The 19,024-nt window shown below is 55.3% G+C and carries 31 protein-coding genes; 1 reads left to right on the top strand and 30 read right to left on the bottom strand.

Annotated features, from left to right (window positions below; translation table 11 throughout):
- The first annotated feature begins 118 nt into the window (after positions 1-118).
- Entirely contained in the window at positions 119-2,953 is a 2,835-nt protein-coding gene (gene uvrA / locus ACA068_RS26275; protein ID WP_497305847.1) for an excinuclease ABC subunit UvrA, read from the top strand.
- A 66-nt stretch (positions 2,954-3,019) separates the two neighbouring features.
- Here the strand turns inward: uvrA and bfr are convergent, their stop codons facing one another.
- The 30 genes from bfr to rpsJ all read right to left on the bottom strand — a co-directional run bounded on the left by bfr (position 3,020) and on the right by rpsJ (position 19,002).
- Entirely contained in the window at positions 3,020-3,484 is a 465-nt protein-coding gene (bfr, locus tag ACA068_RS26280) for a bacterioferritin (RefSeq protein ID WP_008030905.1), read from the bottom strand.
- A 149-nt stretch (positions 3,485-3,633) separates the two neighbouring features.
- Complete coding sequence (locus ACA068_RS26285; RefSeq protein WP_497305849.1) at positions 3,634-5,088, bottom strand: catalase; 1,455 nt, start codon at positions 5,086-5,088, stop codon at positions 3,634-3,636.
- Between the two features lie 209 nt (positions 5,089-5,297).
- On the bottom strand, positions 5,298-5,684 hold the full coding sequence (rplQ, locus tag ACA068_RS26290; protein WP_008145500.1) for a 50S ribosomal protein L17: 387 nt from the start codon (positions 5,682-5,684) through the stop codon (positions 5,298-5,300).
- Between the two features lie 42 nt (positions 5,685-5,726).
- The gene (locus ACA068_RS26295) at positions 5,727-6,728 is read right to left on the bottom strand and encodes a DNA-directed RNA polymerase subunit alpha (RefSeq protein WP_003186012.1); all 1,002 of its coding nucleotides are present in this window, start codon (positions 6,726-6,728) and stop codon (positions 5,727-5,729) included.
- Positions 6,729-6,750: 22 nt separating this feature from the next.
- Positions 6,751-7,371 (bottom strand): 30S ribosomal protein S4, encoded by a 621-nt coding sequence (rpsD, locus tag ACA068_RS26300; protein WP_003210056.1) that lies wholly within the window; start codon positions 7,369-7,371, stop codon positions 6,751-6,753.
- 18 nt (positions 7,372-7,389) lie between these two features.
- Positions 7,390-7,779: a 30S ribosomal protein S11 gene (gene rpsK / locus ACA068_RS26305; protein WP_002555466.1), complete on the bottom strand. Its 390-nt coding sequence runs from the start codon at positions 7,777-7,779 to the stop codon at positions 7,390-7,392.
- Between the two features lie 30 nt (positions 7,780-7,809).
- The gene (rpsM, locus tag ACA068_RS26310; protein WP_003186020.1) at positions 7,810-8,166 is read right to left on the bottom strand and encodes a 30S ribosomal protein S13; all 357 of its coding nucleotides are present in this window, start codon (positions 8,164-8,166) and stop codon (positions 7,810-7,812) included.
- Positions 8,167-8,296: 130 nt separating this feature from the next.
- Positions 8,297-8,413, bottom strand: a complete 117-nt coding sequence (gene rpmJ / locus ACA068_RS26315) for a 50S ribosomal protein L36 (protein ID WP_002555468.1) — start codon at positions 8,411-8,413, stop codon at positions 8,297-8,299.
- Positions 8,414-8,440: 27 nt separating this feature from the next.
- Complete coding sequence (gene secY, locus ACA068_RS26320) at positions 8,441-9,769, bottom strand: preprotein translocase subunit SecY (RefSeq protein ID WP_497305851.1); 1,329 nt, start codon at positions 9,767-9,769, stop codon at positions 8,441-8,443.
- Positions 9,770-10,207: a 50S ribosomal protein L15 gene (gene rplO, locus ACA068_RS26325; protein WP_007896782.1), complete on the bottom strand. Its 438-nt coding sequence runs from the start codon at positions 10,205-10,207 to the stop codon at positions 9,770-9,772.
- Positions 10,208-10,210: 3 nt separating this feature from the next.
- Positions 10,211-10,387, bottom strand: a complete 177-nt coding sequence (gene rpmD, locus ACA068_RS26330; protein ID WP_003186033.1) for a 50S ribosomal protein L30 — start codon at positions 10,385-10,387, stop codon at positions 10,211-10,213.
- A gap of 2 nt (positions 10,388-10,389) precedes the next feature.
- The gene (rpsE, locus tag ACA068_RS26335) at positions 10,390-10,890 is read right to left on the bottom strand and encodes a 30S ribosomal protein S5 (protein ID WP_003186035.1); all 501 of its coding nucleotides are present in this window, start codon (positions 10,888-10,890) and stop codon (positions 10,390-10,392) included.
- A gap of 3 nt (positions 10,891-10,893) precedes the next feature.
- A complete protein-coding gene (gene rplR, locus ACA068_RS26340) occupies positions 10,894-11,244 on the bottom strand; it encodes a 50S ribosomal protein L18 (RefSeq protein WP_017341069.1) in 351 nt (116 codons plus the stop codon).
- A 10-nt stretch (positions 11,245-11,254) separates the two neighbouring features.
- Positions 11,255-11,788 (bottom strand): 50S ribosomal protein L6, encoded by a 534-nt coding sequence (gene rplF / locus ACA068_RS26345; RefSeq protein WP_003176412.1) that lies wholly within the window; start codon positions 11,786-11,788, stop codon positions 11,255-11,257.
- Positions 11,789-11,800: 12 nt separating this feature from the next.
- The gene (gene rpsH, locus ACA068_RS26350; protein ID WP_008065722.1) at positions 11,801-12,193 is read right to left on the bottom strand and encodes a 30S ribosomal protein S8; all 393 of its coding nucleotides are present in this window, start codon (positions 12,191-12,193) and stop codon (positions 11,801-11,803) included.
- Positions 12,194-12,401: 208 nt separating this feature from the next.
- The gene (rpsN, locus tag ACA068_RS26355; RefSeq protein WP_003176414.1) at positions 12,402-12,707 is read right to left on the bottom strand and encodes a 30S ribosomal protein S14; all 306 of its coding nucleotides are present in this window, start codon (positions 12,705-12,707) and stop codon (positions 12,402-12,404) included.
- Positions 12,708-12,720: 13 nt separating this feature from the next.
- Positions 12,721-13,260 carry a 50S ribosomal protein L5 gene (gene rplE / locus ACA068_RS26360; RefSeq protein WP_003176415.1) on the bottom strand — a complete coding sequence of 180 codons (540 nt, stop codon included), beginning with the start codon at positions 13,258-13,260 and terminating at the stop codon, positions 12,721-12,723.
- 22 nt (positions 13,261-13,282) lie between these two features.
- Complete coding sequence (rplX, locus tag ACA068_RS26365; RefSeq protein WP_003176416.1) at positions 13,283-13,597, bottom strand: 50S ribosomal protein L24; 315 nt, start codon at positions 13,595-13,597, stop codon at positions 13,283-13,285.
- Positions 13,598-13,608: 11 nt separating this feature from the next.
- Complete coding sequence (rplN, locus tag ACA068_RS26370; protein ID WP_002555479.1) at positions 13,609-13,977, bottom strand: 50S ribosomal protein L14; 369 nt, start codon at positions 13,975-13,977, stop codon at positions 13,609-13,611.
- A gap of 23 nt (positions 13,978-14,000) precedes the next feature.
- Positions 14,001-14,267: a 30S ribosomal protein S17 gene (rpsQ, locus tag ACA068_RS26375; protein WP_003176419.1), complete on the bottom strand. Its 267-nt coding sequence runs from the start codon at positions 14,265-14,267 to the stop codon at positions 14,001-14,003.
- A gap of 2 nt (positions 14,268-14,269) precedes the next feature.
- Positions 14,270-14,461, bottom strand: a complete 192-nt coding sequence (rpmC, locus tag ACA068_RS26380) for a 50S ribosomal protein L29 (RefSeq protein WP_008030901.1) — start codon at positions 14,459-14,461, stop codon at positions 14,270-14,272.
- Positions 14,461-14,874, bottom strand: coding sequence for a 50S ribosomal protein L16 (gene rplP / locus ACA068_RS26385; RefSeq protein WP_045057467.1), 414 nt, complete (start codon positions 14,872-14,874; stop codon positions 14,461-14,463). The genes rpmC and rplP overlap by 1 nt, the downstream gene beginning before the upstream one ends.
- Before the next feature lie 12 nt (positions 14,875-14,886).
- Positions 14,887-15,573: a 30S ribosomal protein S3 gene (gene rpsC, locus ACA068_RS26390; RefSeq protein ID WP_003176422.1), complete on the bottom strand. Its 687-nt coding sequence runs from the start codon at positions 15,571-15,573 to the stop codon at positions 14,887-14,889.
- A 13-nt stretch (positions 15,574-15,586) separates the two neighbouring features.
- Positions 15,587-15,919 (bottom strand): 50S ribosomal protein L22, encoded by a 333-nt coding sequence (gene rplV / locus ACA068_RS26395; protein ID WP_003103908.1) that lies wholly within the window; start codon positions 15,917-15,919, stop codon positions 15,587-15,589.
- A 13-nt stretch (positions 15,920-15,932) separates the two neighbouring features.
- Entirely contained in the window at positions 15,933-16,208 is a 276-nt protein-coding gene (gene rpsS, locus ACA068_RS26400) for a 30S ribosomal protein S19 (RefSeq protein ID WP_002555486.1), read from the bottom strand.
- Between the two features lie 16 nt (positions 16,209-16,224).
- A complete protein-coding gene (gene rplB, locus ACA068_RS26405; protein ID WP_003176423.1) occupies positions 16,225-17,049 on the bottom strand; it encodes a 50S ribosomal protein L2 in 825 nt (274 codons plus the stop codon).
- A gap of 14 nt (positions 17,050-17,063) precedes the next feature.
- A complete protein-coding gene (gene rplW / locus ACA068_RS26410) occupies positions 17,064-17,363 on the bottom strand; it encodes a 50S ribosomal protein L23 (RefSeq protein ID WP_002555488.1) in 300 nt (99 codons plus the stop codon).
- A complete protein-coding gene (gene rplD / locus ACA068_RS26415) occupies positions 17,360-17,962 on the bottom strand; it encodes a 50S ribosomal protein L4 (RefSeq protein ID WP_007896707.1) in 603 nt (200 codons plus the stop codon). The genes rplW and rplD overlap by 4 nt, the downstream gene beginning before the upstream one ends.
- Positions 17,963-17,974: 12 nt before the next feature.
- Entirely contained in the window at positions 17,975-18,610 is a 636-nt protein-coding gene (rplC, locus tag ACA068_RS26420; protein ID WP_003186059.1) for a 50S ribosomal protein L3, read from the bottom strand.
- A gap of 80 nt (positions 18,611-18,690) precedes the next feature.
- Positions 18,691-19,002, bottom strand: a complete 312-nt coding sequence (gene rpsJ / locus ACA068_RS26425) for a 30S ribosomal protein S10 (protein ID WP_003186070.1) — start codon at positions 19,000-19,002, stop codon at positions 18,691-18,693.
- Positions 19,003-19,024 lie beyond the last annotated feature (22 nt).

Here is a 19,024-nt window from a genome sequence, read left to right on the forward strand (position 1 = left end):
CGCGCTCCGCTGACAGACTCTTCATGTAAGACACAACTCCGCTCGTTTGATAGTGTGCATCCATCCAGTATTTGGCCGTATACTCCTACGTTTTCGACGCCCGCCAAGCGAGGCCACTTTGGACAAGATCCTGATTCGTGGGGCCCGAACCCACAACCTGAAGAACATCGACCTGACCCTGCCACGGGACAAGCTGATCGTCATCACCGGCCTGTCCGGATCCGGCAAATCGTCCCTGGCGTTTGACACGCTGTATGCCGAAGGCCAGCGCCGCTACGTCGAATCGCTGTCGGCCTATGCCCGGCAGTTTTTGTCGATGATGGAAAAACCTGATGTCGACACCATCGAAGGTTTGTCGCCAGCCATTTCCATCGAGCAGAAGTCGACCTCGCACAACCCGCGCTCGACGGTCGGCACCATCACCGAAATCTACGACTACCTGCGCCTGCTTTACGCCCGCGTGGGTATTCCGCGCTGCCCAGATCACGACATTCCGCTGGAAGCGCAAACCGTCAGCCAGATGGTCGACCTGGTCCTCGCCCAACCGGAGGGCAGCAAGCTGATGCTGCTTGCCCCGGTGATTCGCGAGCGCAAAGGCGAACACCTGTCGGTCTTCGAAGAACTGCGCGCCCAGGGTTTTGTCCGGGCCCGGGTCAACGGCAGGATCTGCGAACTGGATGAGCTGCCGAAGCTGGATAAGCAAAAGAAGCATTCGATTGATGTAATAGTCGACCGCTTCAAGGTCCGCGCCGATCTGCAACAGCGCCTGGCCGAGTCGTTCGAGACCGCGCTGAAGCTGGCAGACGGCATCGCCCTGGTCGCGCCGATGGACGACGAGCCCGGCGAAGAGATCATCTTCTCCGCACGCTTCGCCTGCCCGATCTGCGGTCATGCCATCAGCGAGCTGGAACCCAAGCTGTTCTCATTCAACAACCCGGCTGGCGCTTGCCCGACTTGCGATGGCCTGGGGGTCAAGCAGTTCTTTGACATCAAGCGCCTGGTGAACGGCGAGCTGACGCTGGCCGAGGGCGCGATTCGCGGCTGGGACAGGCGCAACGTCTATTACTTCCAGATGCTCGGTTCGCTGGCTTCGCACTACAAGTTCAGCCTGGAAGTGCCGTTCAACGACCTGTCGGCCGATCAGCAGAAGTTCATCCTGCACGGCAGCGGTTCGCAGAACGTCGACTTCAAATACCTGAACGACCGCGGCGATATCGTCAAACGCTCGCACCCGTTCGAAGGCATCGTGCCGAACCTGGAACGTCGCTACCGCGAAACCGAGTCGGCTTCTGTGCGTGAAGAGCTGGCCAAGTTCCTCAGCACCCAGGCTTGCCCGGATTGCCGTGGCACGCGCTTGCGTCGTGAGGCGCGGCACGTCTGGGTGGGCGAGAAGACGCTGCCGGCGGTGACCAATCTGCCGATTGGCGATGCGTGTGAGTATTTCGGCGTGCTGAAGCTCACAGGCCGTCGCGGCGAAATTGCCGACAAAATCCTCAAGGAAATCCGCGAACGCCTGCAGTTCCTGGTCAACGTGGGTCTCGACTATCTTTCGCTGGACCGCAGTGCCGACACGTTGTCCGGCGGTGAAGCCCAGCGGATTCGCCTGGCCAGTCAGATTGGCGCCGGCCTGGTGGGGGTTCTGTACATCCTCGATGAACCGTCGATCGGTCTGCATCAACGTGATAACGATCGGTTGCTCGGCACACTCAAGCACCTGCGCGACATCGGCAACACGGTGATCGTGGTCGAGCATGACGAAGATGCTATTCGCCTGGCCGATTACGTGGTGGATATCGGGCCGGGTGCGGGGGTCCACGGTGGGCATATCGTCGCCGAAGGTACGCCGGCCGAAGTGATGGCGCATCCTGATTCGTTGACCGGCAAGTACCTGTCGGGCCGGGTAAAGATCGCGGTTCCAGCCAAACGTACACCGCGTAACAAGAAGTTATCGCTGTCGCTCAAGGGCGCTCGCGGCAACAACTTGCGCAATGTCGACCTGGACATTCCGATTGGTCTGTTGACGTGTGTGACCGGTGTGTCCGGTTCAGGCAAGTCCACGCTGATCAACAACACGCTGTTTCCCTTGAGCGCTACGGCACTCAACGGTGCAACGACGCTTGAGGCTGCCGCTCACGACAGCATTAAGGGCCTCGAGCATCTGGATAAAGTCGTCGATATCGACCAGAGTCCGATCGGCCGTACGCCGCGCTCCAACCCCGCGACTTACACCGGTCTGTTCACGCCGATTCGCGAACTGTTCGCCGGTGTTCCCGAGTCCCGCTCCCGCGGTTATGGCCCGGGCCGTTTCTCCTTCAACGTGAAGGGTGGACGCTGCGAAGCGTGTCAGGGCGATGGTCTGATCAAGGTGGAAATGCACTTCCTGCCGGACATCTATGTTCCGTGCGACGTTTGCAAGAGCAAGCGCTATAACCGCGAGACCCTAGAGATCAAGTACAAGGGCAAGAACATCCACGAAACCCTCGAGATGACTATCGAGGAAGCGCGGGTGTTCTTCGACGCTGTTCCGGCTCTGGCGCGCAAGCTTCAGACGTTGATGGACGTCGGTCTGTCCTACATCAAGCTGGGACAATCGGCGACGACGTTGTCCGGGGGTGAAGCCCAGCGGGTGAAACTGTCCCGCGAGCTGTCCAAGCGCGATACCGGCAAGACGCTGTACATCCTCGATGAACCAACCACCGGCCTGCACTTCGCGGATATTCAGCAACTGCTCGACGTGCTGCATCGACTGCGCGACCACGGCAATACCGTGGTGGTGATCGAGCACAACCTGGACGTGATCAAGACCGCCGACTGGCTGGTGGACCTGGGGCCGGAAGGCGGTTCCAAGGGAGGGCAGATCATTGCTGTCGGTACACCGGAAGAAGTGTCTGAAATGAAGCAGTCTCACACCGGCTTCTACCTCAAGCCGCTGTTGGCTCGCGACAAGGCCTGATTCGGGGCCCACGAAAAAGCCCCTGTCACTTCATCAGTGACAGGGGCTTTTTTGTATCGGTAGCAATCAGGTGTGGGATTGCAGGTAGTTCTCAAGACCGATCAACTTGATCAGACCCAACTGCTTTTCGAGCCAGTAGGTATGATCTTCTTCGGTGTCGTTCAGCTGAATACGCAGCATCTCGCGGCTGACGTAGTCTTTGTGCTGCTCGCAGAGCTCAATGCCCTTGCAGAGTGCGGCGCGGACTTTGTATTCCAGGCGCAGGTCGGCGGCGAGCATGTCAGGCACCGTGGTGCCGACGTCGAGATCGTCCGGACGCATGCGCGGTGTGCCTTCCAACATCAGGATACGGCGCATCAGGGCATCAGCGTGCCCGGCTTCTTCTTCCATCTCATGATTGATTCGTTCGTAGAGCTTGGTGAAACCCCAGTCCTCATACATCCGCGAATGAACGAAATATTGATCACGCGCGGCCAGTTCGCCGGTCAGCAACGTGTTGAGGTAATCGATTACGTCTGGGTGGCCTTGCATCGCCCTACATCTCCCTGCTTGAAAGTCTGTAGTTTGAACCAAGCAGACTGTTTGGTCACTCTGCCTGCGCGATAAAAGCGAAGATATTCTGAGAAAAATGGTTCAAATAACGCAAAAACCGCCCAAATGAGGGCGGTTCTGCTTCTCGTTTAGACTTCGTTAAGCTGTACGCTGAGTGCCTTTGCGATTGCTTCTCCATACGCTGGGTCAGCCTTGAAGAAATGCTGTAACTGGCGATCAACCACATCACTTGAAACACCACCCATCGCCCCAGCAATGTTGTTGACCAGCAGCGCTTTCTGCTCGTCACTCATGAGTCGGAACAGCGCACCGGCATGGCTGTAGTAGTCGGTGTCTTCGCGATGATCATAACGATCAGCGGCACCGCTTAATGCCAGGGGTGGCTCAGCGTAGCGAGGCGCTTGTTTCGGCGAATCGACGTAGCTGTTCGGCTCATAGTTAGGTGCTGCACCGCCATTGCTGCCGAACGCCATCGAACCATCTCGCTGATAGCTATTCACCGGACTGCGAGGCGCGTTCACCGGCAGTTGCTGATGGTTGGTGCCAATGCGGTAGCGGTGCGCGTCAGCGTAAGCGAACACGCGGCCCTGGAGCATTCGATCTGGCGACAGACCAACTCCTGGGACCATATTGCTCGGGCCGAATGCCGCTTGCTCGACTTCGGCAAAATAGTTCTGCGGATTACGGTTGAGCTCCAGTTCGCCGACTTCGATCAGAGGAAACTCTTTCTGCGACCAGGTTTTGGTCACGTCGAATGGGTTCTCATAGTGCGCCGCGGCCTGGGCCTCGGTCATGATCTGGACGCATACACGCCATTTCGGGAAGTCACCGCGCTCAATCGCCCCGAACAGGTCACGCTGCGCGTAATCTGGATCGGTACCGGCCAAACGTGCCGCTTCTGCCGGCGCCAGGTTTTTGATCCCTTGCTGGGTCTTGTAATGCCACTTCACCCAGCTCCGCTCGCCATCGGCGTTGATCAAGCTGTAGGTGTGGCTACCAAAGCCGTGCATGTGACGATAGCCGTCAGGAATGCCGCGGTCGGAGAACAGAATAGTGACCTGGTGCAGCGCCTCAGGCGAGTGCGACCAGAAGTCCCACATCATCTGCGCGCTTTTCAGATTGCTTTGCGGCAGACGCTTTTGGGTGTGGATAAAGTCCGGGAATTTCAACGGATCACGGATGAAGAACACTGGCGTGTTGTTGCCGACGATGTCCCAGTTACCTTCTTCGGTGTAGAACTTCAGGGCAAAGCCACGTGGATCGCGCTCGGTATCGGCCGAACCGCGTTCGCCGCCAACCGTGGAAAAGCGCAGAAACGTCGGGGTTTGCTTACCGACCGATTCAAACAGTTTGGCACTGGTGTACTGGGTGATGTCGCGAGTCACGGTAAACGTGCCGTAAGCACCCGAGCCCTTGGCGTGTACACGGCGCTCAGGGATGTTCTCACGATTGAAGTGGGCAAGCTTCTCGATCAGGTGGAAGTCGTCGAGCAGCAGGGGGCCACGAGGGCCGGCGGAACGGGAATTCTGATTGTCGGCGACAGGAGCGCCACTGGCGGTGGTCAGCGTTTTATTTTGACTCATGCGATCTCTTCCTCTGTCAGTCTTTAACTGCCGGCTAATCGGCTGACGGGGAGTATTGATCACGAACGTCACAGCTACAAATTCATTAAGTTGCAGCTATCGATAGAAAATTACTAATTACCTTTCTGGTTATGCGTTGATGACCATGCTTTTCGAGCGCGCACAAAAAACCGGGCACTAGGCCCGGTTCTTCGTTTCAGACTGACGTCTTACTCAGCGGATACAGCTTCACCACCGGCAGGACGATCAACCAACTCGACATACGCCATAGGCGCGTTGTCGCCAGTGCGGAAACCGCACTTGAGGATGCGCAGGTAGCCACCCTCACGGGTAGCGTAACGCTTGCCCAGGTCGTTGAAGAGCTTACCAACGATAGCTTTCGAACGAGTACGGTCGAAAGCCAGACGGCGGTTAGCCAGGCTGTCTGTCTTGGCCAAAGTGATCAGCGGCTCAGCAACGCGACGCAGTTCTTTAGCTTTTGGCAGTGTAGTTTTGATCAGCTCGTGCTCGAACAGCGACACCGCCATGTTTTGAAACATGGCCTTGCGGTGCGAGCTGGTGCGGCTCAGGTGACGACCACTTTTACGATGACGCATGGTTCATTCCTTACCAAACACAACGTTCGGTGATTACGACGATCAGGCAGTCGCCTTGTCGTCCTTCTTAAGACTTGCAGGCGGCCAGTTGTCGAGGCGCATGCCGAGGGACAGACCGCGGGAGGCCAGAACGTCCTTGATTTCAGTCAAGGATTTCTTGCCAAGGTTCGGAGTCTTCAACAGCTCTACTTCGGTACGCTGAATCAGGTCACCGATGTAGTAGATGTTTTCCGCCTTAAGGCAGTTAGCCGAACGTACAGTCAGTTCCAGATCGTCAACCGGGCGAAGCAGGATCGGATCGATCTCGTCTTCCTGCTCGACAACCACTGGTTCACTGTCACCTTTGAGGTCGACGAACGCAGCCAACTGCTGTTGCAGAATGGTTGCAGCGCGGCGGATAGCCTCTTCAGGATCCAGGGTACCGTTGGTTTCCAGATCAATAACCAGCTTGTCCAGGTTAGTACGCTGCTCGACACGGGCGTTTTCGACCACGTATGCGATACGGCGAACCGGGCTGAACGAAGAGTCAAGCTGCAAGCGACCGATGCTGCGGCTTTCGTCTTCATCGCTCTGACGCGAGTCTGCCGGTTCATAACCACGACCACGAGCTACGGTGAGCTTCATGTTCAGGGCGCCGTTAGACGCCAGGTTAGCGATTACGTGATCGGGGTTAACGATCTCGACATCATGATCCAGCTGAATATCGGCAGCGGTAACCACCCCCGAACCCTTCTTCGACAAGGTCAGCGTAACTTCGTCACGACCGTGCAGCTTGATAGCCAGACCTTTAAGGTTTAACAGGATTTCAATTACGTCTTCCTGTACGCCTTCGATGGCGCTGTACTCATGGAGCACACCGTCAATCTCGGCCTCGACTACTGCACAGCCGGGCATTGAGGACAACAGGATGCGTCGCAGCGCGTTGCCCAGGGTGTGGCCGAAACCACGCTCGAGAGGCTCGAGAGTGATCTTGGCGCGGGTTGGACTGACAACCTGCACATCAATATGGCGGGGTGTCAGGAACTCATTTACCGAAATCTGCATGGATGCACCTATTTTCTAGCCCTTACTTGGAGTAGAGCTCGACAATCAGGCTTTCGTTGATGTCGGCGGACAGATCACTGCGAGCAGGAACGTTCTTGAAAACGCCCGACTTCTTCTCAGTGTCTACTTCTACCCATTCTACGCGGCCACGTTGGGCACACAGATCGAGAGCTTGGACAATGCGAAGTTGGTTCTTTGCTTTCTCGCGAATCGCGACCACGTCACCAGCACGAACCTGGTAGGACGGTACGTTTACGGTCTGACCGTTAACGCTGACGGATTTGTGCGATACCAGCTGACGGGATTCGGCACGAGTAGAGCCAAAACCCATACGGTATACAACGTTGTCCAGACGGCATTCGAGCAGTTGCAGCAGGTTTTCACCGGTTGCACCTTTCTTGCCAGCAGCTTCTTTGTAGTAGCCGCTGAATTGACGCTCGAGAACGCCGTAGATACGACGGACCTTCTGCTTTTCACGCAGTTGGGTGCCGTAATCGGACTGGCGACCGCGGCGTTGGCCGTGGATACCAGGTGCTGCTTCGATGTTGCACTTCGATTCGATCGCGCGCACGCCGCTCTTCAGAAAGAGATCGGTGCCTTCGCGACGAGCGAGTTTGCATTTTGGACCAATGTAACGAGCCATTCTTTACAATCTCCTGGATTACACGCGGCGCTTCTTCGGCGGACGGCACCCGTTGTGCGGGATTGGCGTCACGTCGGTGATGCTGGCGATCTTGTAGCCACAGCCGTTCAAAGCGCGGACTGCAGATTCACGACCTGGGCCTGGACCTTTGACGTTAACGTCGAGGTTTTTCAGACCGTATTCCAGCGCAGCTTGACCAGCACGTTCAGCAGCTACTTGAGCAGCAAACGGGGTGGACTTGCGGGAACCGCGGAAACCCGAACCACCGGAGGTAGCCCAGGAAAGAGCGTTGCCTTGACGGTCGGTGATGGTCACGATTGTGTTGTTAAAAGAAGCATGGATGTGGGCAATGCCATCAACCACTGTCTTTTTAACTTTTTTACGAGGACGAGCAGCAGGTTTAGCCATGATTAATTTCCTGTCGATTCGCTGGGGCGATTACTTGCGGATCGGCTTACGCGGACCTTTACGGGTACGCGCGTTAGTCTTGGTACGCTGACCGCGCACTGGAAGACCACGACGATGACGCAGACCGCGATAGCAACCGAGGTCCATCAAACGCTTGATTTTCATGTTGATTTCGCGACGCAGGTCACCTTCAGTGGTGAACTTCGCCACTTCGCCACGCAGCTGTTCAATCTGCTCGTCGCTCAGATCCTTGATCTTTGCGGCTGGGTTTACCCCAGTCACTGCACAGATCTTCTGTGCAGTAGTGCGACCAACACCATAGATGTAGGTCAGCGAGATAACAGTATGCTTGTTATCTGGAATGTTAACGCCTGCAATACGGGCCATTCAGTGGGACTCCAATTGACAGCTACCTACGCCCCGGAAGCCAAGAAATAGGGCGCGAGATAATATCGCTGTAATAACAAATAATCAACCCGGTAGCGCACTAGCTACCGGGCTTGAAGCACAATCACACTCAGCCTTGGCGCTGTTTGTGACGCGGTTCCGCGCTGCAAATTACTCGAACAACACCTTCGCGGCGAATAATCTTGCAGTTACGGCACAGCTTTTTCACCGATGCACGAACTTTCATCACCAACTCCTCGAACCTTATGGGTACTCAGCGCAACATGCCGCTGCCGTAACCCTTCAGGTTGGCTTTTTTCATCAGGGATTCGTACTGGTGCGAAACGAGGTGCGATTGTACTTGGGACATGAAGTCCATCACAACCACGACGACGATCAGCAACGAGGTCCCGCCAAGGTAGAACGGTACGTTTGCTGCAACCACCAGGAACTGGGGCAACAGACACACGGCCGTCATATATAGAGCACCGAACAAGGTCAAACGAGTCAGAACGCCATCAATATAGCGCGCAGACTGCTCACCTGGACGGATACCCGGAATAAAGGCACCGGACTTCTTCAGGTTTTCCGCTACGTCTTTCGGATTGAACATCAACGCCGTATAGAAGAAGCAGAAGAAAATAATCCCTGCACTAAACAGCAGAATATTCAACGGCTGACCAGGAGCGATCGACTGCGAGATGTCCTGCAGCCAGCCCATACCTTCAGACTGACCAAACCAGGCCCCCAACGAAGCCGGGAACAGCAAAATGCTGCTCGCGAAAATGGCTGGAATAACACCAGCCATGTTCACTTTCAACGGCAAGTGGCTGGTCTGCGCAGCGAAGACCTTGCGGCCCTGCTGACGCTTGGCGTAATGAACAGCAATACGACGCTGACCACGCTCAATGAACACCACGAAACCGATAATCGCTACTGCCAACAAACCGATGGCAACCAAGGCAAAAATATTGATATCACCCTGACGCGCAGACTCGAAAGACTGCCCGATCGCCCTCGGAAGACCGGCGACGATACCTGCGAAAATCAACATCGAGATACCGTTGCCAACACCACGCTCAGTAATCTGCTCACCCAGCCACATCATGAACATCGCACCAGCCACAAAAGTGGATACCGCGACGAAATGGAAGCCAAAGTCACCAGTGAACGAAACGCCCTGCCCTGCCAGACCAATGGACATGCCAATTGCCTGAACGAGAGCGAGGACGACAGTGCCGTAGCGGGTGTACTGGGCAATCTTGCGACGCCCAGCTTCACCTTCCTTCTTCAACTGCTCCAGCTGCGGGCTAACGGCGGTCATCAGTTGCATGATGATCGATGCCGAGATGTACGGCATGATCCCCAGTGCAAAGATGCTCATCCGTTCCAGCGCGCCGCCGGAAAACATGTTGAACAAGCTAAGAATGGTCCCCTCATTCTGTCGAAACAGGTCCGCGAGTCGGTCCGGGTTGATACCTGGAACCGGGATGTGTGCGCCTATTCGGTAGACGATAATCGCCAGGAACAGAAAACGCAGACGAGCCCAGAGTTCAGACATACCGCCTTTGCCGAGCGCAGAGAGAGCACCTTGCTTAGCCATTTATTCCTCGAACTTGCCGCCAGCTGCTTCGATAGCCGCACGCGCACCTTTGGTGGCGCCGATTCCCTTTCCGATGGTAACAGCGCGAGTCACTTCGCCGGACAGCATGATTTTCACACGCTGAACGTTGACGTTGATCACGTTGGCATCTTTCAGGGACTGCACGGTGACGATGTCGCCTTCCACTTTAGCCAGCTCGGACAGACGCACTTCTGCGCGGTCCATGGCTTTCAGGGAAACGAAACCGAACTTCGGCAGGCGACGATGCAGCGGCTGTTGACCGCCTTCAAAGCCTGGAGCAATGGTGCCACCGGAGCGGGAGGACTGACCTTTGTGGCCACGGCCACCGGTCTTGCCCAAACCACTACCGATACCACGGCCCGGACGATGCTTTTCGCGACGGGAACCCGGCGCTGGACTCAGATCATTGAGTTTCATCGATTAACCCTCGACACGCAGCATGTAGTAAGCCTTGTTGATCATCCCGCGATTCTCGGGAGTATCAAGTACTTCTACAGTGTGACCGATGCGACGCAGACCCAGACCCTTAACGCACAGTTTGTGGTTAGGGATGCGGCCGGTCATGCTTTTGATCAGCGTTACTTTAACGGTAGCCATGATCAGAAGATCTCCTTGACGCTTTTGCCACGCTTGGCGGCAATGGATTCAGGAGATTGCATAGCTTTCAAACCTTTGAAAGTGGCGTGAACCACGTTTACCGGGTTAGTCGAGCCGTAGCACTTGGCCAGAACGTTCTGAACGCCAGCAACCTCGAGGACAGCACGCATAGCGCCGCCAGCGATGATACCGGTACCTTCAGAAGCAGGCTGCATGTACACCTTCGAAGCGCCGTGAGCGGACTTCATTGCGTACTGCAGAGTGGTGCCGTTCAGGTCAACTTGGATCATGTTGCGGCGAGCAGCTTCCATTGCCTTCTGGATCGCAGCAGGCACTTCACGCGACTTGCCACGGCCGAAGCCAACGCGCCCTTTACCATCACCAACCACGGTCAACGCGGTGAAAGTGAAGATACGGCCGCCTTTAACGGTTTTGGCTACGCGGTTAACTTGAACCAGCTTCTCGATGTAGCCTTCGTCGCGCTTTTGGTCGTTATTTGACATAACTTAGAACTCCAGCCCAGCTTCACGAGCAGCATCAGCCAGCGCTTTAACGCGGCCGTGGTACTTGAAGCCAGAGCGGTCGAAAGCCACTTGCGAGACGCCAGCGGCCTTAGCACGCGTAGCGACCAGCTGGCCAACCTTAGTGGCCGCGTCGATGTTGCCAGTGGCACCATCACGCAGTTCTTTATCCAAAGTCGAGGCGGATGCCAGAACTTTGGCGCCGTCGGCCGAAATGACCTGGGCGTAGATGTGCTGCGACGAGCGGAACACGCAGAGACGCACGACTTCGAGTTCGTGCATTTTCAGGCGTGCTTTGCGAGCGCGACGCAGTCGAGTAACTTTTTTGTCGGTCATTTGCTATGCCCTACTTCTTCTTGGCTTCTTTACGACGGACGACTTCGTCCGCGTAGCGCACACCTTTGCCTTTGTACGGCTCTGGTGGACGGAAGTCGCGGATCTCGGCGGCCACTTGACCTACCAGCTGCTTATCGATGCCCTTGATCAGGATATCGGTCTGGCTAGGAGTCTCAGCGGTGATGCCTTCCGGCAGTTCATAATCCACTGGGTGCGAGAAGCCAAGAGCCAGATTCAGCACTGTGCCTTTTGCTTGCGCTTTGTAACCAACACCGACCAGCTGGAGCTTGCGCTCGAAGCCTTGGCTTACGCCTTGGACCATGTTGTTTACCAACGCACGAGTGGTACCAGCCATTGCGCGAGTTTGTTGATCGCCATTGCGAGCAGCGAAACGCAGCTCACCAGCTTCTTCAACGATCTCAACGGACGAATGGATGTTCAGTTCGAGAGTGCCCTTGGCACCCTTCACCGAAAGCTGTTGGCCTGCGAATTTGACTTCGACACCGGCTGGCAGCTTAACGGGGTTCTTAGCGACGCGTGACATGCTTATCCCCCCTTAGAACACAGTGCAAAGAACTTCGCCGCCGACACCGGCAGCGCGCGCAGCACGATCCGTCATCACACCTTTGTTGGTGGAGACGATAGACACACCGAGACCGCCACGAACTTTTGGCAGATCATCGACGGACTTGTACTGACGCAGGCCTGGACGGCTAACGCGCTTCACTTCTTCGATGACCGGACGGCCTTCGAAATATTTCAGCTCGATAGACAGCAGTGGTTTTGTTTCGCTGCTGATCTGATAACCCGCGATGTAACCTTCGTCCTTCAGGACTTTAGCTACAGCCACCTTCAACGTGGAAGAAGGCATGCTTACGACGGACTTTTCAGCCATCTGGGCATTACGGATTCGAGTTAGCATGTCCGCTAACGGGTCCTGCATACTCATGGGCTAGACGCTCCTAATACAAAAAAATAAGCCTTGCGGCTACTACCTTCGCCGAGAAACTCCATGCGAAAAAAGCACGGGCTCAGGCGAGCCGGGTATTCTAGACACACCCCACAAATGAATCAAGCCCCAAAAGGGGCTTGATTCATGTTCAAGGTCACCGATGGTCAGGAACTTGCGCTCCTGGACACCGAGACTTTGATAGTGCTTACCAGCTGGCTTTAACCAGACCAGGTACGTCACCACGCATTGCAGCTTCACGCAGTTTGTTACGACCGAGGCCGAACTTGCGGTAAACACCGTGTGGACGACCGGTCAGGCGGCAGCGGTTACGCATGCGCGAAGCGCTTGCGTCACGTGGCTGCTTTTGCAGAGCTACTGTAGCTTCCCAACGCGCTTCTGGACTTGCGTTCAGATCAACGATGATAGCTTTCAGTGCTGCACGCTTTTTGGCGTACTTGGCAACCGTGAGCTGACGTTTCAGCTCGCGGTTTTTCATGCTCATCTTGGCCATTTTCCTACTCCAATCAGTTGCGGAACGGGAATTTGAAAGCACGCAACAGGGCGCGACCTTCATCATCGTTCTTGGCAGTGGTGGTCAGGGTAATGTCCAGACCGCGGAGAGCATCGATCTTGTCGTAGTCGATTTCCGGGAAGATGATCTGCTCTTTAACGCCCATGCTGTAGTTACCACGACCATCGAAGGACTTGGCATTCAGGCCGCGGAAGTCGCGAACCCGAGGCAGGGAGATCGACAGCAGACGATCCAGGAATTCATACATACGCTCACGGCGCAGGGTCACTTTGACGCCGATCGGCCAACCTTCACGGACTTTAAAGCCCGCGATGGATTTCCGAGCGTAAGTCACAACAACTTTCTGACCGGTGATCTTTTCCAGATCGGCAACAGCGTGCTCGATGACTTTTTTGTCACCGACTGCTTCGCCCAGACCCATGTTCAGGGTGATTTTCGTAACGCGTGGAACTTCCATCACGTTCGAAAGCTTAAGTTCTTCCTTAAGCTTCGGTGCGATTTCTTTCCAGTAAATCTCTTTTAGTCGTGCCATGGTCTCATCTACCTAGCAGTGTTCAAGCATCAACCGCTTTTTGGGTCGACTTGAAGACACGAATTTTCTTGCCGTCTTCTACTTTGAAACCAACGCGGTCAGCCTTGTTGGTTTCGCCGTTGAAAATGGCGACGTTAGAAGCGTCCAGCGGAGCTTCTTTTTCGACGATACCGCCTTGTACGCCCGACATCGGGTTAGGCTTGGTATGACGCTTAACCAGGTTCAGACCACCAATAACCAGACGGTTATTAGCGAGAACCTTAAGCACCTTACCGCGCTTACCTTTGTCTTTGCCGGCGATCACGATGATCTCGTCGTCACGACGAATCTTTTGCATGTCGGATCTCCTTACAGCACTTCTGGGGCGAGCGAGACGATCTTCATGAACTTCTCAGTACGAAGTTCACGGGTCACTGGCCCAAAGATACGGGTGCCGATCGGCTCTTGCTTGTTGTTCAGAAGAACAGCAGCGTTGCCATCAAAGCGGATAATGGAGCCATCAGCACGACGTACGCCGTGACGAGTGCGGACTACAACAGCAGTCATCACTTGGCCTTTTTTCACTTTACCGCGAGGAATTGCTTCCTTCACGGTAACTTTGATGATGTCACCGATACCAGCGTAACGACGATGGGAGCCACCCAGCACCTTGATGCACATAACGCGGCGTGCGCCGCTGTTATCGGCCACATCGAGCATGGATTGAGTCTGAATCATATAATTTCTCCGACCCCTAGTCCTTAGACTTCCACAGCGCGTTCGAGAACATCAACCAGCGCCCAAGACTTGGTCTTGGCCAAAGGACGAGTTTCACGAATAGTGACTTTGTCGCCGATGTGGCACTGATTGGTTTCGTCGTGCGCGTGCAGCTTAGTCGAACGCTTAACGTATTTACCGTAGATCGGGTGCTTAACGCGACGCTCGATCAGAACGGTGATGGTCTTGTCCATTTTGTCGCTGACAACACGGCCAGTCAGCGTACGGACGGTTTTTTCGGCTTCAGCCATGATTACTTACCTGCCTGCTGTTTGAGCACAGTCTTCACGCGAGCGATGTCACGCTTAACTTGCCGGAGCAGGTGAGACTGCCCCAACTGGCCAGTTGCTTTCTGCATGCGCAGATTGAACTGGTCGCGCAGCAGGCCGAGCAGTTGCTCGTTAAGCTGCGGCGCGTCTTTTTCACGAAGTTCATTCGCTTTCATCACATCACCGTCCGTTTAACAAAGGCGGTGGCGAGCGGCAGCTTTGCAGCAGCCAGGGCAAAAGCCTCACGCGCCAGCTCTTCAGTTACACCCTCGATTTCATACAGGACTTTGCCTGGCTGAATCTGGGCAACCCAGTACTCCACACTACCCTTACCTTTACCCATCCGAACTTCGAGTGGCTTTTTGGAAATAGGCTTGTCCGGGAATACACGGATCCAGATCTTGCCGCCACGTTTAACGTGACGGGTCAGTGCACGACGCGCTGACTCGATCTGACGAGCGGTGAGACGACCACGAGCTACAGACTTCAGCGCATATTCGCCGAAGCTGACTTTGCTACCGCGCTGAGCCAAGCCACGGTTGTGGCCAGTCATCTGCTTGCGGAACTTCGTACGCTTTGGTTGCAACATTTGGCGTACCCCTTACTTAGCAGCTTTTTTACGAGGCGCTGGTGCTTGTGGTTTCAGTTCTTCTTGGCGACCACCAATTACTTCGCCTTTGAAGATCCAAACCTTTACACCGATCACACCATAAGTGGTGTGAGCTTCGTAGTTGGCATAGTCGATGTCGGCACGCAGGGTGTGCAGTGGCACACGACCTTCGCGATACCATTCAGTACGTGCGATTTCAGCACCGCCGAGACGACCGCTCACTTGGATTTTGATGCCTTTGGCACCAATGCGCATGGCGTTCTGTACAGCGCGCTTCATAGCGCGACGGAACATTACGCGACGCTCCAGCTGCTGAGCTACGCTCTGCGCAACCAACATACCGTCGAGTTCCGGCTTGCGGATTTCTTCGATATTGATGTGCACAGGCACACCCATTTGCTTGGTCAGGTCCTGACGCAGTTTCTCAACATCTTCACCTTTCTTCCCGATAACAATACCTGGACGAGCGGTGTGGATGGTGATACGTGCAGTCTGAGCCGGACGATGGATATCGATACGGCTTACGGACGCGCTTTTTAGTTTGTCTTGGAGATACTCGCGCACCTTCAGATCAGCGAACAAATAGTCCGCATAAGTCCGACCGTCTGCGTACCAGACGGAGGTGTGCTCCTTGACGATTCCCAGGCGAATGCCAATGGGATGTACTTTCTGACCCATCTCTTCGACTCCGTTACTTGTCAGCAACCTTGACAGTGATATGGCAAGACCGCTTGACGATGCGATCAGCACGGCCTTTGGCACGTGGCATGATTCGCTTCAGCGAACGCCCTTCGTTGACGAAAACGGTGCTGACTTTAAGGTCATCAACGTCTGCGCCTTCGTTATGCTCGGCGTTGGCTACGGCCGACTCCAGCACTTTCTTCATGATCTCGGCGGCTTTCTTACTGCTGAAAGCCAACAGGTTGAGCGCTTCGCCCACCTTCTTCCCGCGGATCTGGTCGGCGACCAAGCGGGCTTTCTGGGCGGAGATTCGAGCGCCCGACAACTTAGCGGCTACTTCCATCGTTCCTTACCCCTTAACGCTTGGCTTTCTTGTCTGCCACGTGCCCACGATATGTGCGGGTACCGGCAAACTCGCCCAGTTTGTGGCCGACCATGTCTTCGTTCACAAGAACTGGGACATGTTGACGACCGTTATGCACTGCAATGGTCAAACCGACCATTTGTGGCAGGATCATGGAACGGCGCGACCAGGTTTTAACTGGTTTGCGATCGTTCTTTTCCGCCGCCACTTCGATCTTCTTCAGTAGGTGAAGATCAATAAAAGGACCTTTTTTCAGAGAACGTGGCACTGTCGTATCCCTCTATTTACTTGCGACGACGGACGATCATTTTGTCGGTACGCTTATTACCACGAGTCTTCGCGCCCTTAGTCGGGAAGCCCCATGGCGATACCGGATGACGACCACCAGAGGTACGACCTTCACCACCACCATGTGGGTGGTCAACCGGGTTCATGGCAACACCACGAACGGTTGGGCGAACGCCACGCCAGCGTTTGGCACCAGCTTTACCCAGCGAACGCAGGCTGTGCTCGGAGTTCGAGACTTCACCCAGGGTCGCGCGGCATTCAGCCAGCACTTTACGCATCTCACCAGAACGCAGACGCAGGGTCACGTAGACACCTTCACGAGCGATCAGCTGAGCCGAAGCACCAGCGGAACGAGCGATTTGCGCGCCTTTACCTGGCTTCAATTCGATGCCGTGTACGGTGCTACCAACTGGAATGTTACGCAGTTGCAGAGCGTTGCCCGGCTTGATCGGTGCCAGAGCACCTGCGATCAGCTGGTCGCCAGCACTCACGCCTTTAGGGGCGATGATGTAGCGACGCTCGCCATCTGCGTACAGCAGCAGAGCGATGTGAGCAGTACGGTTTGGATCGTATTCAATACGCTCGACAGTGGCAGAGATGCCATCTTTGTCGTTGCGACGGAAATCGACCAGACGATAATGCTGCTTATGGCCACCACCGATGTGACGAGTGGTAATACGACCATTGTTGTTACGACCACCAGTCTTCGATTTTTTCTCGAGCAGCGGTGCGTGAGGAGCGCCTTTATGCAGCTCCTGGTTGACCACCTTGACCACAAAACGGCGGCCAGGGGAAGTCGGTTTGCATTTAACGATTGCCATGATGCACCCCTTCCTTACTCAGCACTGCTGCTGAAATCGAGATCTTGGCCTGGCTGAAGGGAGATAACCGCCTTCTTCCAGTCATTACGCTTGCCCAAACCGCGAGCAGTGCGCTTGCTCTTACCCAGAACATTCAGGGTAGTAACACGCTCTACTTTCACGCTGAACAGGCTTTCGACGGCCTTCTTGATTTCCAGCTTGGTTGCGTCAGTTGCAACCTTGAAAACGAACTGGCCTTTCTTGTCAGCCAGAACCGTAGCCTTCTCGGAAACGTGCGGGCCAAGCAGAACTTTAAATACGCGTTCCTGGTTCATCCCAGCAGCTCCTCGAATTTCTTCACGGCCGACACGGTGATCAACACCTTGTCGTATGCGATCAGACTAACTGGATCGGAACCTTGCACGTCACGTACATCAACGTGTGGCAGGTTACGAGCAGCCAGGTACAGGTTCTGATCAACTACTTCAGACACGATCAAGACGTCAGTCAGGCCCATGCCGGTCAGTTTGTTCAGCAGATCTTTGGTCTTCGGTGCATCAACAGCGAAGTCCTGAACCACAACCAGACGATCAGTACGCACCAGCTCAGCAAGGATGGAACGCATTGCTGCGCGATACATCTTCTTGTTCAGCTTCTGGGTGTGATCCTGAGGACGAGCTGCGAAAGTGGTACCGCCGCCGCGCCAGATTGGGCTACGGATAGTACCGGCACGAGCACGGCCAGTACCTTTCTGACGCCAAGGGCGCTTACCGCCACCACGAACGTCGGAACGGGTCTTTTGCTGCTTGCTACCTTGACGGCCGCCGGCCATGTAGGCCACGACTGCTTGGTGAACGAGCGTCTCGTTGAATTCGCCGCCAAATGTCAGTTCGGAAACTTCGATCGCTTGAGCGTCATTTACATTTAATTGCATGTCAGCTTCCCCTTAACCGCGAGCCTTGGCTGCTGGACGTACAACCAAGTTGCCGCCAGTAGCGCCAGGAACAGCGCCCTTGACCAACAACAGATTGCGTTCAGCGTCCACGCGCACTACTTCGAGGGACTGCACGGTCACGCGCTCAGCGCCCATATGACCGGACATTTTTTTGCCCTTGAATACACGACCAGGAGTCTGGCACTGGCCGATAGAGCCTGGAACGCGGTGGGACACGGAGTTACCGTGGGTATTATCTTGCCCGCGGAAGTTCCAACGCTTGATCGTACCCTGGAAGCCTTTACCTTTGGACTGACCGGTTACATCAACCAGTTGACCAGCAGCGAAGATTTCAGCGTTGATCAGATCGCCGGCCTGGTACTCGCCTTCTTCAAGGCGGAATTCCATTACGGTACGACCAGCGGCAACGTTCGCTTTAGCGAAGTGGCCAGCTTGAGCAGCTGTAACACGCGAAGCACGACGCTCGCCTACAGTGACTTGCACTGCACGATAGCCATCGGTCTCTTCAGTTTTGAACTGGGTGACGCGATTCGGTTCGATCTCAATGACCGTGACCGGAATGGAGACACCTTCTTCGGTGAAAATACGGGTCATACCGCATTTACGACCGACTACACCAATAGTCATGTTGTAAACCTCATGAGTGTACGGGGCTTTCACCCGCTATGGCCGCCCATTTCAGAGCGTTACACGACTAAGACCGAGTCTTAGCCGAGGCTGATCTGCACTTCCACACCGGCCGCAAGATCAAGCTTCATAAGCGCATCAACGGTTTTATCCGTTGGCTGGACGATGTCCAGAACGCGCTTATGAGTACGGATCTCGTACTGGTCACGCGCGTCTTTGTTGACGTGCGGGGAGACCAGAACGGTGAACCGCTCTTTACGGGTAGGCAGTGGAATTGGACCACGCACTTGAGCACCAGTACGTTTCGCGGTTTCCACGATTTCCTGGGTGGATTGGTCGATCAGGCGATGGTCAAAAGCCTTCAACCTGATACGGATTTGCTGATTTTGCATTGGATTTCAGACTCCGGCTGCT

It is taken from the genome of Pseudomonas sp. LBUM1660, assembly GCF_059695935.1.

Bases quoted from the DNA above. Each gene is read 5' to 3' on its own strand.
- bfr (WP_008030905.1), bottom strand. From the start codon at position 3,484: ATGCAAGGCCACCCAGACGTAATCGATTACCTCAACACGTTGCTGACC.
- ACA068_RS26285 (WP_497305849.1), bottom strand. From the start codon at position 5,088: ATGAGTCAAAATAAAACGCTGACCACCGCCAGTGGCGCTCCTGTCGCC.
- rplQ (WP_008145500.1), bottom strand. From the start codon at position 5,684: ATGCGTCATCGTAAAAGTGGTCGTCACCTGAGCCGCACCAGCTCGCAC.
- ACA068_RS26295 (WP_003186012.1), bottom strand. From the start codon at position 6,728: ATGCAGATTTCGGTAAATGAGTTCCTGACACCCCGCCATATTGATGTG.
- rpsD (WP_003210056.1), bottom strand. From the start codon at position 7,371: ATGGCTCGTTACATTGGTCCAAAATGCAAACTCGCTCGTCGCGAAGGC.
- rpsK (WP_002555466.1), bottom strand. From the start codon at position 7,779: ATGGCTAAACCTGCTGCTCGTCCTCGTAAAAAAGTTAAAAAGACAGTG.
- rpsM (WP_003186020.1), bottom strand. From the start codon at position 8,166: ATGGCCCGTATTGCAGGCGTTAACATTCCAGATAACAAGCATACTGTT.
- rpmJ (WP_002555468.1), bottom strand. From the start codon at position 8,413: ATGAAAGTTCGTGCATCGGTGAAAAAGCTGTGCCGTAACTGCAAGATT.
- secY (WP_497305851.1), bottom strand. From the start codon at position 9,769: ATGGCTAAGCAAGGTGCTCTCTCTGCGCTCGGCAAAGGCGGTATGTCT.
- rplO (WP_007896782.1), bottom strand. From the start codon at position 10,207: ATGAAACTCAATGATCTGAGTCCAGCGCCGGGTTCCCGTCGCGAAAAG.
- rpmD (WP_003186033.1), bottom strand. From the start codon at position 10,387: ATGGCTACCGTTAAAGTAACGCTGATCAAAAGCATGACCGGCCGCATC.
- rpsE (WP_003186035.1), bottom strand. From the start codon at position 10,890: ATGTCAAATAACGACCAAAAGCGCGACGAAGGCTACATCGAGAAGCTG.
- rplR (WP_017341069.1), bottom strand. From the start codon at position 11,244: ATGACCGACAAAAAAGTTACTCGACTGCGTCGCGCTCGCAAAGCACGC.
- rplF (WP_003176412.1), bottom strand. From the start codon at position 11,788: ATGTCACGCGTCGCTAAGAACCCCGTTAAGCTGCCAGCCGGTGTCGAA.
- rpsH (WP_008065722.1), bottom strand. From the start codon at position 12,193: ATGAGTATGCAGGACCCGTTAGCGGACATGCTAACTCGAATCCGTAAT.
- rpsN (WP_003176414.1), bottom strand. From the start codon at position 12,707: ATGGCCAAGATGAGCATGAAAAACCGCGAGCTGAAACGTCAGCTCACG.
- rplE (WP_003176415.1), bottom strand. From the start codon at position 13,260: ATGGCACGACTAAAAGAGATTTACTGGAAAGAAATCGCACCGAAGCTT.
- rplX (WP_003176416.1), bottom strand. From the start codon at position 13,597: ATGCAAAAGATTCGTCGTGACGACGAGATCATCGTGATCGCCGGCAAA.
- rplN (WP_002555479.1), bottom strand. From the start codon at position 13,977: ATGATTCAGACTCAATCCATGCTCGATGTGGCCGATAACAGCGGCGCA.
- rpsQ (WP_003176419.1), bottom strand. From the start codon at position 14,267: ATGGCTGAAGCCGAAAAAACCGTCCGTACGCTGACTGGCCGTGTTGTC.
- rpmC (WP_008030901.1), bottom strand. From the start codon at position 14,461: ATGAAAGCGAATGAACTTCGTGAAAAAGACGCGCCGCAGCTTAACGAG.
- rplP (WP_045057467.1), bottom strand. From the start codon at position 14,874: ATGTTGCAACCAAAGCGTACGAAGTTCCGCAAGCAGATGACTGGCCAC.
- rpsC (WP_003176422.1), bottom strand. From the start codon at position 15,573: ATGGGTCAGAAAGTACATCCCATTGGCATTCGCCTGGGAATCGTCAAG.
- rplV (WP_003103908.1), bottom strand. From the start codon at position 15,919: ATGGAAGTAGCCGCTAAGTTGTCGGGCGCTCGAATCTCCGCCCAGAAA.
- rplB (WP_003176423.1), bottom strand. From the start codon at position 17,049: ATGGCAATCGTTAAATGCAAACCGACTTCCCCTGGCCGCCGTTTTGTG.
- rplW (WP_002555488.1), bottom strand. From the start codon at position 17,363: ATGAACCAGGAACGCGTATTTAAAGTTCTGCTTGGCCCGCACGTTTCC.
- rplD (WP_007896707.1), bottom strand. From the start codon at position 17,962: ATGCAATTAAATGTAAATGACGCTCAAGCGATCGAAGTTTCCGAACTG.
- rplC (WP_003186059.1), bottom strand. From the start codon at position 18,610: ATGACTATTGGTGTAGTCGGTCGTAAATGCGGTATGACCCGTATTTTC.
- rpsJ (WP_003186070.1), bottom strand. From the start codon at position 19,002: ATGCAAAATCAGCAAATCCGTATCAGGTTGAAGGCTTTTGACCATCGC.